This window comes from Rhodopseudomonas faecalis (assembly GCF_003217325.1).
Taxonomy (GTDB): Bacteria; Pseudomonadota; Alphaproteobacteria; order Rhizobiales; family Xanthobacteraceae; genus Rhodopseudomonas; species Rhodopseudomonas faecalis.
On sequence record NZ_QJTI01000019.1, the window covers coordinates 72,724 to 85,863 of the forward strand.

Below are 13,140 nucleotides of genomic sequence, written 5' to 3' on the forward strand. Positions count from 1 at the left end.
CCCTCAATCAGCGCGCGCATCGTCTCCCGCATCTCTCTTTGGTTGTATTTTGTAGTTGCATACACGCATAAGTTGCGTCACCTTTTGGGCATAGCCATGGAGGTGACCCGTTATGAGGAAAGTCTGCATCATCGGAGGGGGCCCCGCGGGCCTCGGTGCCGCCTACGCATTGCGCCGCGCCGGGATCGATTACCGGCTGTTCGAGGCTGGGCCGGCGCTGCTGGCGCGGCGCCATGACCGCGCCGACGAGCTCGGCTACGGCATCGGCGGCGCCGGGCTGTTTTCCGACGGCAAATTCAGCTATTTCCCTTCTGGAACAGGGCTTTACCAGCTTGGCAACGGGCTGCGGCTGCGCCAGTCCTATCGTGCCATCACCGAATTGCTGACCGAAATCGGCATCCCGGCGCCGAGCTTTCCGAGCGAACCTGTGGCGCTGTCAGGCTCCGCCACCGGGTTCAGCCACAAATCCTATGGCTCGCAATATGGCTCGCTGCCGCAGCGCCGCGAATTGGTGCGACGGCTGTGCGGCGAGCAGGACGACCGCATCCGGCCGCTGTGCCCGGTGGTTGCGATCGCAACCACAACCCAGGGTTACAAGGTGCGTTACCGCGAACTGCCGACCGGCGAGCTGCGCACCGAGCTGTTCAGCGACCTGGTGCTGGCCACCGGCCGATTCGGCGGCACCGCGCTCGAGCAACTGGTCAGCCAGCCGCGGCTGGCGCTGCAGGAGCAGCGCTACGAGATCGGCATCCGGATCGAACATCCCAATGGCCGCGGCTTCCTCAGCCAGCTCAAGGACAATGACGTCAAGCTGATCCTCGATGGCGATGGCCTGCAGATCCGCACCTTCTGCACCTGCCGCGACGGCGAGGTCTGGCACATCCCCTACCCGGAGGGCTCGGCGCTGTCCGGGCGCTCCGATGGCCCGCGCTCAGGCTTCTCCAATTTCGGGCTGCTGCCGCGCTTTTCCGGCGAGCGCTGCGAACAGGGCCGCGCGATCTGGCGACACTTCAAGGCGCATCTCGGCGATTCGCGCATGGCGTTCTGGCAGCCGCTGCCGGAATTTCTGGGCGGCGCGCCGGTCGGTGCCGCCAATGACGCGCCGCCGCAGCGTCCCTGGCAGCCGCGCGATCACTTTGTGCGCGGCCCGATCGATCAGCTGATCCATAGCGAGCTGCGCGCCGCGCTGCGCGGCGGCCTTCATGCGTTGCTGGCGCAATATCCCGATCTCGATTCGCCGGAAACGATCTGTCTGTTTCCGGCGATCGAGGGCGTCGGACTATTTCCCGCCACCGACGCCGATCTGAAAGTCGAGACCGAGAGCATCTGGTGCTGCGGCGACGTCGCCGGCCGGTTCCGCGGCCTGGTGCCGGCGCTGGTCAGCGGCGACTATGTCGGCCAGGCCATCGCCGCAAAATACGCCGGCAAAATCCCGGACGGCGCGCTGGTCGATTTCGCGGCGGCGCGGCGCGGCGCCGGCTCCGACCAGCTGCAACTATAGCGGCGAGGCCGGCATGATCATCGCATTCGAGGGCATTGATGGTGCCGGCAAATCGCTGGCGAGCCGGCTTTTGTGCGAGCGGCTCGCCGCCCGCGGGCTGCGCGCGCAGCTTTTGACGCGCGACAGCGTCGTGTTCGGCGACCCCTTCACCGATCAGCGGCTGCAGCAATTGCGGACGCTGATCTGGCCGGCCGAGCCAGAACCGGAGCACGATCCGCTCGACGCGCAGTTCTATCTGTTCCTGCTGGCGGCGTGGTTTTCCGCGCTGCGCCCCTATGCCGCCGACGTGCTGCCCGAGCGCTGCGACGTCGCGGTGATGGACCGCAGCTATTTTAGGGTGATGGCCAAGGCGCATTTGCGGATCGGGCTCGATCTGCCCTGGCTCCATGCGCTGTTTGCCGACGCGCTGCAGCCCGATCTGGTCATCCTGCTCGACATCGATCCGGCGCTGGCCTGGCAGCGCCGCAGCGATTTCCGCGCCACCGAAATCGGCCGCTGGGACGGTTTTGCCGCCGATCCGGCACAAGCGTTTTGCGGCTATCAGGGCTCGGTGCGCAGCGTGCTGACCACCATCGCCGCACAGCAGCGCTGGCCGGTGGTCCTGCAGACAACGGCGCTGTCGCCGTCGCAGCTTGGCGATGCCATCGAAGCGCTGGCGCTGGCGGCACTGGCGAAGTGATCAGCGGAAGCCATGATCCGCGATGCTGCGCCGATGGCGCGGCACGCGCTCTGCTCCCTACATGTGATCGACGATAGTGTGATGATGCGATGACGTAGCTCCGTCGTCCGCACGACATCTGCGCACAGCGCTACGACTGTGTTTACAGCGCCGAGCCGCATGCTCACGGGAGTCCGTTGGCGATCGCAGCCGCCAGAGCGTCGCTGTGTTAGCGACGCTTCACTCAGGCGAACTCGAAATCATTGACCAGCGGCCGCGATAGCAGTTTTGGCAGGATATCGCCCCAATCATGCTCGGCCGGCGCTTTGCTTTGGCTTGGCTCAAGCAGCTCCAGCGCGCCGGCCGGCATCGGCGAGCCAAAGAGCCGCTGCGCCTGGCTGAGCACATAAAACAGCGCCGGCTCGATCTTGTACTTCTTCACCATCACCAATAGTTCGGCCCAATCGATACGATCGTGATGCACGCGCAAGATCGCATCGACATCGCCGAACATCTGCAGCTTGAGCGTGCCGTGCTGAAACGCCTCGTGATAGAGCCGCGCCGCGCTGAACCACAGCATCGCGGTCGGCGATTGCAGCTTGACCTGCTGACCGAGCAGATTTTCCGCGCTGGCGCCGCGCCAGACATCGGCCAGCGCCATGCCCGGCGACAGGCTGACGTGAAAATCGATGAACACCGGCACGGTCAGCGTGCCGTCACTGTTGGAAAAACTCTTCAGCTGCCGCCGCCGCCACGCTTCCGGCAGCAGCGTCGGCGCGATCGGCGCCGCGATGCGCACGGTGCGCGTCACCGAATGCAGCGCGTGCTTGCTGCGCAGCGATTGCGGCGTGATCGGCTTGAAGATCGGCGTGAACCGGCCGTTCTTCGGATCGAATACGCCATGCTTATAGCCGAGCCGATAAATCTCGCGCTGCACCCGCCAAGCGTCGCGCGGCAATATCATGATGTCGAGATCCTGCATCGCCCGCAGCAACGGATCAGGATAGACCGAGGCGGCGATCGCCGCGCCCTTCATGACATAATGATCGATGCCGAGCCGCTGCAGCGCCGCCACCACCCGGCCGAGCTCGCGAAACTGTTCGCGCGAGCGCGCCTGCGACACCGTGGTCCAGTTGCGCAGATAGGCCTGCACTTCATCCGGCACCGCGTCTTCAAGCCCGAGCCGCTGCAGATGATAATGCAGCAGCGGCAGCGTCTGATAGGTTTCGGCACGCCACAGCACGAACGACCAGTCCGGCCCGCTTTGCACCAGCGATGTCAGCACGGCATCGTCGGATTTGCCGAGCAACACCCGGCAGCTCAACAGCAGCAGCGATTCTTCCGGGGATAGCTGCACCATGGCACGCGCTCCGCATTACTTCCGCCGCTTGGCGCGTTTGACGATCCTTCGGCTGCGCCGCGGCACCGCCATGTCGGGGATCGGCGCATCGGCCAGCGAGCGATCAGCACGGCTGCTGCCGCCACCGAGCAGTTCGCGATAGGCGGCGAGCTGCGCTTCAAACTCGCTGTGGCTGCGATCAAAACCCTGGCCAAAAATCTCTTTGATATCGGGCGGCTCGGCATCGGGCGGCGGCGCCGCCTCGATTGGCCGTGACGGGCGCAGCGGCCGCCGCGGCTGCAACTGCACGGCGCGCGAGCCAAGCTCCGCAAAAGGCAGCAAGGAGGACATCAGCCGGGGATTTTGGCCGACGGCATCGGCGCTGAAGCGCTGCAGCAGCGATGATGCGAGAGCGCCGGTGACGGTGATGACCAGTTTGCCGTCATCATCCTCGACCGTGTAGCCGAACAATGTCGATCCAGCCATGAGCCCTCCTTGTCGCGCAGGGCCCGCCGCCGAGCGCGGCGCGCGGGCACAGGTGGGAAATAACCGCGGCGGCGCCTACCAGGCGCGCAGCGCGCGATGGGTGGCGTAGGAGCGCTTCTGCAGCGCCTTGCCCTGCCGCCACAGCCGCACCTCGGTGCGCGACAGCGCCAGCGCGCGGCGCCCGAGCTTCGACATCGCCGCGGCGTGGCTGCGATTGCCGATCGCCTTGGCGCGGCGCGCCAGCCGCAGCAGCAGCGCGCCGAGCTTACGGTGCTTGCCGGCCGGGGTGGCGGCAAAGCCGGTGACGCGCTGCGAGCTGCGGCTGCGCTTCCCGGTCCAGCGGGTCCGGGTTTTGCGGGCATATCGTCGATAAGTCGCCATTGACCTTCCTCCTTCTGGATAAACCTATGGTTGCAACACTCGCACAGCGCGCGTTTTGGTTCAAGCGCAATCTCAGGTTGTATCGCGAAAATTCCACCAGCGCGGACACGCGGGTGAGCGGTGCTGGCTGACCGGTTGGGCTGGGCTTGGGCCGGGCTGCTGCTGGGTAACTCCCTCAACGCAGCGCACGCTTCGCCGGGGCCTTCAACAGCCGAGCGCGCCGTACCCAGCATCCGCGGTTGCCACCGGGCTCTGCAGCCGAAGCGACACCTCAGCGCGCCAATAACCGCCAGCCGGATTTCTCTGGGAACGACGGCCGCTCCGATTGAGCCCGGCCCTACCCGGCAGCATTGATCAATGCTGCAACGCCGACACGGCTGCCGGCGCACCATTTGCCGGCCGCCCGCAGGCCAGAACGCCAGCCGCAGCGGGCAAGATGCACATTCCTGGACGATCGACAGAACGATCCACATTCAGACGCGAGGAAGCTCTTGCAGAGCCGCGATGGGGCGGCTAGAAGTCCGCTCGTTCGGATCGCGAAGCGGCGCGCCGCCGCACCTGCGGTGCCCTGATCCGACCTTCCAGCCCCAGGCTTGCCAGGGCTCGGATGGGGAATGGTGTAATGGTAGCACAACAGACTCTGACTCTGTTTGTCTTGGTTCGAATCCAGGTTCCCCAGCCAGCTACCGCTTGTTGACAAAACCTCAGCAGTTTGAGGACGTTAGCAAGATGGCGCGAATGTGCAACCACCTAGCCCAACCACCTAGCTCCTCAAGCTGTGTCGTTCGTGGCGTTTCCGTTTCCGGCCGGGAATGGAGCGCTCTTGTTTCGTCATCGCGCCGCAGCAGGAGGATTACTTGAATACCCGCACACCAAAACAGACCAGACCCCGGCGCAGGGGCAATGACGACAAGCGCCAGCTCGCCGCCTTCTCGAATATCCTTGGACTGATGATGGCCGCCACAAGGCTGAGCGAGGAGCTTTACGCCCTCTCGGATGAGATTGGCGGGTCATTGGAAGAAGTCGCCGAAATCGCGGGCGTGCCTTTCTTCGAAATCCATAACGCCTATGCCCAGCAGACCGCGCGCCATGAAAAGCGGGGCAGCAGCAAGAAGCCCGCGAAGGCGCCAAAGCGCTCTCGGGCTGCCTGACACTCACCAAGAGGCGGCAGAGGCAGCGCAACCTGCCTTCGCCGCTCGGCCCACCCGGCCGAAATAAACCGATACGGGCCGTTTTCGAGAACCGTACCGCGTGCTCCGTCTGCGCTTGGTGCACGGCCGCTCAACGGCTAAAAGCACCCTTCTCGAAATTCCGATCCTCCCCATGAGCACAGCCCCCCCCTGAAGCCGAACCAAGACAAGACATCCTAGTAACGTTCGACTTCTCAGCAGCTACCGAGGCGGCTGAGCGACTTGCTGAACGCATTCTCGCTGCCGTGCTGGCGAGCGAGAACCGTAAGCGCGCGCGCGGCGCCGAAAAGGCCAGCGAGTTCAAATCGGCCGTTGAGCGGCTGTTGGGCGAGGTGCTGATGGCGAAAGCGGAGATTAGGTCAACTGGTCGTGTCGCCATTCCCAGCAAAAAGGAGAATTTCACAGGACGCTATGTGTCTTGGCGCGACTTCAAGAGCGCGCGGGACGCAATGGTGAGCCTCGGGCTGATCCATCACCAGAGCGGTAAGCATCGGTGGCGGGACTTTGATTGGGGCGATGACGACAGGCAAACGGTGAACCTCGGAGGCAAGGCGGCGACCTACGAAGCCACGGCCTTATTGCTCTCGTGGGCTGAGGCCGAGGCAATCACCCCCGGCACCATGCATCAGCACTTCCGCAGGCCCCTGCTCAGGGCTCGCAACTCGGCAGGGATGGATGTGCGCTTCCGACCCTCCAGGCTCACAGAGCGGCTGACGGCTGAGCTGGAAGAGATCAACGCCTTCTTGAGCGGCTTCAAGATCAGTGCGCCGCATATCCGGTTTTATCGCCAATTCAACGTATGCGACGACGCTAGCACCTACGGTTGGGACAAAGGCGGGCGGTTGTACAGCGAAGCAGAGCCCGGCTCAGTGAGCTATCAGAACCTTAGCGGGCAGGATCGAGCCGGGATTACTATTGACGGTAGCAAGGTGATTGAACTCGACATTGCGGCTTCGCAACTGACGATATTCCACGCTTTGGTCGGTCAGCCTTTGACGTTGGCTCGTGGCGAAGACCTGTATGCTCGGGTCACTGGTGACATCGCGCCATCGGCACTGAGACCCATAGTCAAGGGCTGGATCGTGGCCAGTCTTGGCAACAACAAGCCATGCAAGCGGTGGTCAGACGACATTACGTCAGCCTACGCCAAGAAGAACGCTGGGGCGAAGATCAGTTCTATCATCACCGCACCCAAGGTCGGGCAATTGGTGCTGAAGACCTTTCCCGCGCTTCACAAGCTCGGGTCATCCGGCTCACCAACTTGGGCAGACCTCCAATTCGCCGAAGCAACTGTTCTGATCCGCACCTTACAGATGCTCATGCGGCGCGGGATTCCAGCCCTGCCGGTTCATGACAGCCTGATAGTCAAAGCGTCTGATGCGGGCGAAGCGGCTCGGGCGCTCTATGGGCAGTTCGCTTACACCATCGGCGTCCTGCCAATAATCAAGACCAAGAGCGAAGTGCTAGGCGCAAATGCCGTTGAAGAGGCTTGGGAGGACTACGGCGGCCATTGGACAGTACGGGAGCCGAGGGTCAGGGAAATGGCCGGTCTTGCCGTGACGGAATGCTGACAGGCAGGCTAAGTAGGGCAAGAGCAATACGTTGCTAGGTTCCAGCCCCTTCCTCTAGCCCCCCCTCATCATCACCAACAGAGGGAATTACTACTACCATCCTGTTCTATCCTAGAGAGGGCTAAGGATGAGGGAGAGGGAAACCAATAAATAGAAGGAACACTAAGGGATGGCATGCCACTGCCACTGCTATGATACCGGCAGCGCCGCACTTCTGCCTATATATAGACCGAAATCAGAGTTTGCGACTATATATTGTGCAGACCCCTTAGCCCCTTGAATTCGCGTAGATCGATTGTTGGGAACGGGCGCTTCTTCATCGACAACCGCTGCCAGGATTGGGAGGGTGGGCCCTAGAAGACCTTAGGAAGCCCACTGATTCGCTCTAATGCATTCGGCTGGGTTGGTAGCCATTTTACATAAAACGCGCTCAGCGACTTCCTGTGGCCTCCTAGGACCCTTTAAGCCCATGAGGGGCGAAAAGCCCCCTCACTGCCTATCGCCGCCCTAGCGCCCCCTCGGCGGCACCTTCTTCTTGAGAACTATTTCCAGTTGAACGGAAGGAGGCGCGCGAGCTGGCCGCCAGCACCAAGAAGCCCTCCGATGGTGTTCATTTGGCTCGGCGTGCTGGTAGTCGTGCTGTTCTGGGTACCGCCCCAGTTATTCCCGCCAATGATGTTGTAGAAGTTCTGAAGGTTCTGCCACGTGTTGCTGTTGGCGTATTCCTTCTGGGTCCTGGCATCATCGATCTGGTTCTGGGTGTTCTGCTGCTGACCGGCACCACCAGCGTTGGCGATGTCGAAGAGGCCCTTGGCCTGTTCGATGCCAGAGGACACAGCATCAACACCTGAGCTGAACGCTGAGCCGCCTGTGGCCGCCGAAGCCTTCATAGCGTCTAGGATGGCGTTGTTGTCGAACTGTCGCCCCTGCTCAGCGAGGCCCAAGCCGGTCTGATACGCCTGTTGCCGCATAGTGGCGCTGACATCAGCAGCCTTCTCAGCCAATCCGCGCTGGATCACACCCTGAGCCAAGGCGTTCTTGCTGCTCATGGTGTTGCCCGTGAGGGCCGCAGAGCGCTGTTGGCCCGGCAGGGCTTGCTCATTCACCTGTCGGTTGGCGTCGCGCATCGCCGCGTCGATGGCACCAGAGATGTACGGGTTGTCAGCGTACTGACCAGCAGCAGTGATGTTGGTGTCAGTGCCGCCCTGGGGCGCAAAGCCCTCCATGGACTTCATGGCGGCCTGGAGCGCGCTGGCGCCCGCATTGGCCACACCAGCACCTGTGGCCATGGTGCCGCTTGCAGCGCCTGTATCGGCCCCAAAGCCGCTCATGCGCCTGAAGGTGGCGAGCTGGTCTGGGGTGAACTGGGCGACCTGTTGGCCGGAATAGGTGTTTGCGTTCGTCTTGCCGAGGGCGCTTGATGCGCCTGAGAAGGCCTGTTGTAGGTAGGGCTGCTGGACGGACCAGGGGGCCGATACGGCGTTAGTCTCTTGCTTGCTCTGAGTGCTCATTGTTGTTCGTTGGTTGGTGTGGAGGAGTTCGGCCCTAATCAGCCTCGCTCTCTGTCATGGGGCACACCAATTCCCCTAAGTGCCGCATGTTGAGGCGCTTTTGGTGCCTTTTTGCCGCTCCGGGCAGCCGGAGGACTCGGGGGACTTTCACCGCTCGATGCGGTCTAACAACAACGCGGGATTTACTCACATCTTTTGAAACCGCATTCGCGAAATCGCGGCCAATTCGGGAGCGCCAGGGGGACCCTATTCGGGCAAAGGCGGGACGGGGAAAGCTGACAAGGCTGAATGGCGGAGCGCGGCGCTAACCCGAAAGCCCCGATGCGCGATGTACACCCCGGGGCAATTTCGGCCCACCGTCCTCAGACATTAGGCACATCAATGCAGAAGCCAGAAATATCCAGCGAGCCCCACTGAACTCATCAGGAATAACTCGGTGCTCTGCGCCAGCCCTGAGAGGACTAGTAGGGCTGAGAGAATTTGAAAGATGTCACCCCCGCCGTGCGCCATTGTCCTGCCCTCACGCCTCCAACGCTCGATAGACCGATGCGCGGCCGATCTTGAGGGCCTTGGCGATGGCAGAAGGCCCCATGCCACTCGCGCGCAACGCCTTCACCTGCGCGGCGTCAACGCTCGGCTTGCGCCCCTTGTACACCCCGGCCGCTTTGGCTTTCGCGATGCCTTCCATCTGCCGTTCCTTGCGGAGGTTCGTCTCAAACTCTGCGAACACCCCCAGCATGTCGAGGAAGGCTTTGCCAGCAGCCGTGCTCGTGTCGATAGGTTGTTCAGTAGCCTTAAGGGCTGCACCCTTGGCTTTGACTGTTCGCACGATGTCCTGAAGGTCCCCAATGCTGCGGGCTAGTCGGTCAATCCGCGTCACCATCAGCGTGTCGCCGGGTCGCAGGAAATCGAGAACGGTTTGAAGCTCTGTTCGGCCCGTTGTGCTCGTGCCGCTGCGTTTCTCTGAGCGGATCAAGTCACACCCCGCCGCGCGCAAAGTGCTCTCCTGAAGCTCAAGGTCCTGATCAGTGGTGCTGACGCGGGCGTATCCAATTGCTGTCATGGCGAGGCCCCTTTGTCTCGTTAGGGTTTAGACCTCGCGAATATGATGTACCAAAACATCAACGTCAACTCTATTGAGACGTTTTCAGCGTCTCATGCCGCTGCACCTTTTGGGTATACCCCGCGAGACGACGCGCCCGCGAGCAATCTGCCGACTAACGAACTATTGGTTGCGGGCCTCTTTCACGTAGGCTTCTGCTGTTTCGGGGCTTTAAGGAGAAGGGAGGCGGCGGTGGGCTGGATCGGAGTTATCGTAGTCGCGGCCATCGGTGTCTTTTTGCTGGTCGTATGGGCGGAGTTTTTGTTGGTGGCCGCGCTATTCATCGTCGGCGGACAGGCTATCGATTGGCTCAAGACTGGCGTTTGGCACCCCCACACCATCGCTTCTCAGTTCACCATCACAGCGGCATCCGACTACACGGGGTGGGTGATCGTAGATAAAGCCATCAACTACGCTGTGTTCGACCTTGAGATTGCAATCCCAATCGTCCTGCTTTCGGCCATGGGGACAGCCATCAAGGAAAAGATCGTTAATTCCGGTCCCGCGGCGCGCCCCACCAAAAAGGCGGACCATCGCGCGACTCGGCAGCCTGATTGTCGGCCAGGGGGCTAGATGGAAATAGCCCGCATCACCTCGGGTCCGTAATCCAGCTTGTCGATGGCATCGCGCAGCTTCAGCCGCGACAGTCTCCAACAGGCGGGGGCCGCGCTACAGAACATTCGATGATGAGAGATGGGAAGCCATCGATTAACACGATGACTGGCGCACAAGTGCATCAACTACGCGCGCATAGCAAACACAGAAACATACATTTGTACGCCGATGATTCGCATGGCAGCAATGTCAACATAGACATGGCGCCCGCGAGCAAGACAAATGCCGAGCAACATCATCAAGTACGTTCAGTTCGTTACTGAGCCCATGACCGCGCGGTCCCCGCACCTATCTGAACCCGAAACCGAGGGCGCGTTCCCGGATGGCAAGTACAAGACCGATGCTATCGCGGTGGATGAGGCCTATACCAAAGCCTTCCAGGCTGAAATCCAGAAGGTCGCCGAAGCCAACTTCCCCGGCAAGACGATCACTTGTCTTCCGTGGAAGGAGACCAAGGAAGGCGACACCGCGTTCGTCTTCAAGAGCCCCAAGAAGAAGCCTGATCTCGTAGATGCCAAAGGGCAGCCACTCAACAACGGCGTGTCAATCTGTGGAGGTTCCATAATCCGCATCGGGGGACTCGTCGCAGCCTGGGAGAAGGGCAGAATTCGCGGCGTTAGCCTATGGCTTGATGCCGTCAGAGTTCTCAAGCTCGCGGAGACATTCAAAGCCGCCTCTGTGTTTGGTCCGCCTGAGGATGGCTTTGATCAATCTGCCCCGCAATAGAGCAGACAGGCTTCCAGGGATGGCCGAACATCCTTTTGCACCGGGTCAATACTGATCTTGTATCGCTTGCATGACGCCCGGACCGTAATCGAGCATGTCAATCGCATCCCGTAAGTCCACCCGCTCCCCCTGCGAGTAGTGCCCGAAGGTCATGCTTTGGCGGGCGTGGCCGACCAGGAGCTTCACGGTGCTTTCGGCCACCTTAAGCCCCTCCATATACCCAATGAACGTATTTCTAAGAGCGTGGAAATCCCTGCCCTTGCCTTTCACGCCAACGCTTGGGCTGTTGCGGAAGCGACCATAAGCCTTGCTGACGTACCAGCTACGCTTGTTGTCTGGTCCGCCAGGGACAAGCCCCTTGAACAGGAACTCATCCCGGTCCTTCAGTCGGCGCTCCAATATCGGCACCGCAAGCGGGTGTGCCGGTATTTCGCGAACTGCGGCATCTGTCTTTCCACTAGATATTTCCAGCCAATACCCGTCAGCACGCTTGTGAATCTCGGAGCATTTCAGCGCGCAAAGCTCATCCAACCGCCCACCTTGGAGCAGTGCAAGGCGCAAGGCATCATAAAGCACTGGCCCGTATCTATCAGTGCTGTAACGTCCTCTGAGCAACTTCAACAGCACGGCCTCTTCAAGTACCTTGCGATACTTGGCACTGCCTTTGGTCGGCTTACCCAGCCTGTGGCGCAACCAAGGATTTTCGTCCGGGCTGATTGATGTGTACCCCTTGCTGCTCAGCCAAAGCCAGAACTGCGAAAGGGACGAAAGGTGGCGCTTGACGGTGCGGCGCGCGAGCCCAGAGTTTGACAGCAGCTCAGTGACGTATGCGCCCGTTTTCTTTCGATCCATCTCCTCGACCGTGGCGAACTCGCCTGCCCATGCCTTATAGCGCTTCACGGCGCTGCTGTGCTGAGACTTGGTTTGCCCTGTGACCGCGCTCTCTGCGATCCAAGCTTGGTACAGGCCCTCAATTCGCGTCCCCTCCCCGATGGCCGTTTTATAGAAGGCAGCGGCAAGCTCCTCCTTTCCCTCGGCTTCCAATTCGCGGGAAAGTTCTTTGACCTTATCGAGAAGTTCGCCGTGCAACGTCGCGCCCTCTGAAGAGGGGTGCGCAGGGTCATCATCCGCTGGTGTTCTGCTGGCCACCGCCAGAGCGGCGCGCCACTCTAAGGCATCTCGGAGAATTGCCGCCTTCGGATCAGGAGCCCCACGCCGCAGTTCGTCAATGCGGCGCTGAAATTCAGCAACAACCGGATGCTTCAACCGATTCGCTTCGGCCAAACTGTCGGTGCCCAAGGATTTCTTGAAACGCGCTTGACCCGCCTGTTGCCGCAGGTCCTTCGGTATTTCCACAACCACCGACCACGCGTTGTGCTGCCTGACCAGATATTTCCTATCCACAGCCAAACCACCTTGATTAACCACCTAGGTTTAGGCTATGGAATGCCCATAAACAAGCGATTGCTGGGCTTTTTTCCATAATGGATGGGGGTCCAGGTTCCCCAGCCAATCGCATAACAGCAAAGACAGCTTGCCCGTCAAACAAGCAGACTTTTGATGGCCTCAGCTCCGCTGAGCTCAATCGGTGCAGACCTCACCCTTACAATCGGTGCTTACCAGAATCCTGTGAAGCCCTGCGACATTACACACGGTATGAACGTTGAGTGCTGCCTCGCGTGGTAGTGTTTATTCATCGCAAGTCAGAGGCAGCGCTCCAGGGCAGCGAACAGCAAGTTGGAAAGCTCGATCGCGTTCACCTGTTGCTGACCCGCCAATTTTCGATGGCAACGTCCTCGCTTCTTTAATTCTCCCTCTTCCCGCCCGCGCGCACGGCTGTCCGGGGAAAGTCATACATAGCAGAAGCTCATCTGGTCGGGCGAGACACGCGGGCGGGCGGCGGAAGGGTTGACCTTTGGAGGCCGGTCGATCTCGGCGAGCTGTTTTCGCGTGAACAGGGATGCGGCGACCAGACCGGCGAAGCGTATCGCGGGCATGACGAGGCGGCTTTCGCGCGCGGCGATCCGCAGCAGCAGATAGGCGATCATGGCAGCCAGGAT

General features: G+C 61.2%; 12 protein-coding genes, 1 tRNA gene and 1 pseudogene. 7 read left to right on the top strand and 7 right to left on the bottom strand.

The genetic code is table 11. From position 1 onward, the window contains the following. Positions 1 to 112: 112 nt before the first annotated feature. Positions 113 to 1,501: an NAD(P)-binding protein gene (locus BJ122_RS14370; RefSeq protein ID WP_110781821.1), complete on the top strand. Its 1,389-nt coding sequence runs from the start codon at positions 113 to 115 to the stop codon at positions 1,499 to 1,501. Positions 1,502 to 1,514: 13 nt separating this feature from the next. After that, positions 1,515 to 2,180, top strand: coding sequence for a dTMP kinase (locus BJ122_RS14375; RefSeq protein WP_181418962.1), 666 nt, complete (start codon positions 1,515 to 1,517; stop codon positions 2,178 to 2,180). A 223-nt stretch (positions 2,181 to 2,403) separates the two neighbouring features. Here the strand turns inward: BJ122_RS14375 and BJ122_RS14380 are convergent, their stop codons facing one another. The 3 genes from BJ122_RS14380 to BJ122_RS14390 form a co-directional block, all read right to left on the bottom strand. Further along, positions 2,404 to 3,519, bottom strand: a complete 1,116-nt coding sequence (locus tag BJ122_RS14380) for a nucleotidyltransferase domain-containing protein (RefSeq protein WP_110781825.1) — start codon at positions 3,517 to 3,519, stop codon at positions 2,404 to 2,406. Positions 3,520 to 3,534: 15 nt separating this feature from the next. Further along, a complete protein-coding gene (locus tag BJ122_RS14385; RefSeq protein ID WP_146227202.1) occupies positions 3,535 to 3,984 on the bottom strand; it encodes a hypothetical protein in 450 nt (149 codons plus the stop codon). 75 nt (positions 3,985 to 4,059) lie between these two features. Then, the gene (locus tag BJ122_RS14390) at positions 4,060 to 4,365 is read right to left on the bottom strand and encodes a hypothetical protein (RefSeq protein ID WP_110781828.1); all 306 of its coding nucleotides are present in this window, start codon (positions 4,363 to 4,365) and stop codon (positions 4,060 to 4,062) included. Between the two features lie 608 nt (positions 4,366 to 4,973). Between BJ122_RS14390 and BJ122_RS14395 the strand changes: the two genes are divergently transcribed. From BJ122_RS14395 to BJ122_RS14405, 3 genes are all read left to right on the top strand, one after another. Further along, positions 4,974 to 5,047: transfer RNA gene (locus BJ122_RS14395), tRNA-Gln, on the top strand. Between the two features lie 175 nt (positions 5,048 to 5,222). Next, positions 5,223 to 5,516 (top strand): hypothetical protein, encoded by a 294-nt coding sequence (locus BJ122_RS14400; protein ID WP_146227203.1) that lies wholly within the window; start codon positions 5,223 to 5,225, stop codon positions 5,514 to 5,516. A gap of 284 nt (positions 5,517 to 5,800) precedes the next feature. Next, on the top strand, positions 5,801 to 7,126 hold the full coding sequence (locus tag BJ122_RS14405) for a hypothetical protein (protein WP_110781831.1): 1,326 nt from the start codon (positions 5,801 to 5,803) through the stop codon (positions 7,124 to 7,126). A gap of 542 nt (positions 7,127 to 7,668) precedes the next feature. On the opposite strand, the gene BJ122_RS14410 is transcribed toward BJ122_RS14405, so the two are convergent. Both BJ122_RS14410 and BJ122_RS14415 read right to left on the bottom strand, forming a co-directional pair. Beyond that, positions 7,669 to 8,637 carry a hypothetical protein gene (locus BJ122_RS14410; protein ID WP_110781833.1) on the bottom strand — a complete coding sequence of 323 codons (969 nt, stop codon included), beginning with the start codon at positions 8,635 to 8,637 and terminating at the stop codon, positions 7,669 to 7,671. Between the two features lie 520 nt (positions 8,638 to 9,157). After that, on the bottom strand, positions 9,158 to 9,700 hold the full coding sequence (locus tag BJ122_RS14415; protein ID WP_110781835.1) for a recombinase family protein: 543 nt from the start codon (positions 9,698 to 9,700) through the stop codon (positions 9,158 to 9,160). A 45-nt stretch (positions 9,701 to 9,745) separates the two neighbouring features. On the opposite strand from BJ122_RS14415, the gene BJ122_RS14420 reads away from it, so the two are divergent. Together BJ122_RS14420 and BJ122_RS14425 are read left to right on the top strand one after the other, a co-directional pair. After that, positions 9,746 to 10,312 (top strand): hypothetical protein, encoded by a 567-nt coding sequence (locus tag BJ122_RS14420; RefSeq protein ID WP_110781836.1) that lies wholly within the window; start codon positions 9,746 to 9,748, stop codon positions 10,310 to 10,312. 264 nt (positions 10,313 to 10,576) lie between these two features. Next, positions 10,577 to 11,080, top strand: a complete 504-nt coding sequence (locus BJ122_RS14425) for a hypothetical protein (RefSeq protein ID WP_110781838.1) — start codon at positions 10,577 to 10,579, stop codon at positions 11,078 to 11,080. Positions 11,081 to 11,125: 45 nt separating this feature from the next. On the opposite strand, the gene BJ122_RS14430 is transcribed toward BJ122_RS14425, so the two are convergent. Together BJ122_RS14430 and BJ122_RS14435 are read right to left on the bottom strand one after the other, a co-directional pair. Further along, positions 11,126 to 12,484 (bottom strand): DUF6538 domain-containing protein, encoded by a 1,359-nt coding sequence (locus BJ122_RS14430; RefSeq protein ID WP_110781849.1) that lies wholly within the window; start codon positions 12,482 to 12,484, stop codon positions 11,126 to 11,128. A gap of 446 nt (positions 12,485 to 12,930) precedes the next feature. Next, positions 12,931 to 13,140: pseudogene (locus BJ122_RS14435) on the bottom strand (IS4 family transposase); the annotation flags it as partial.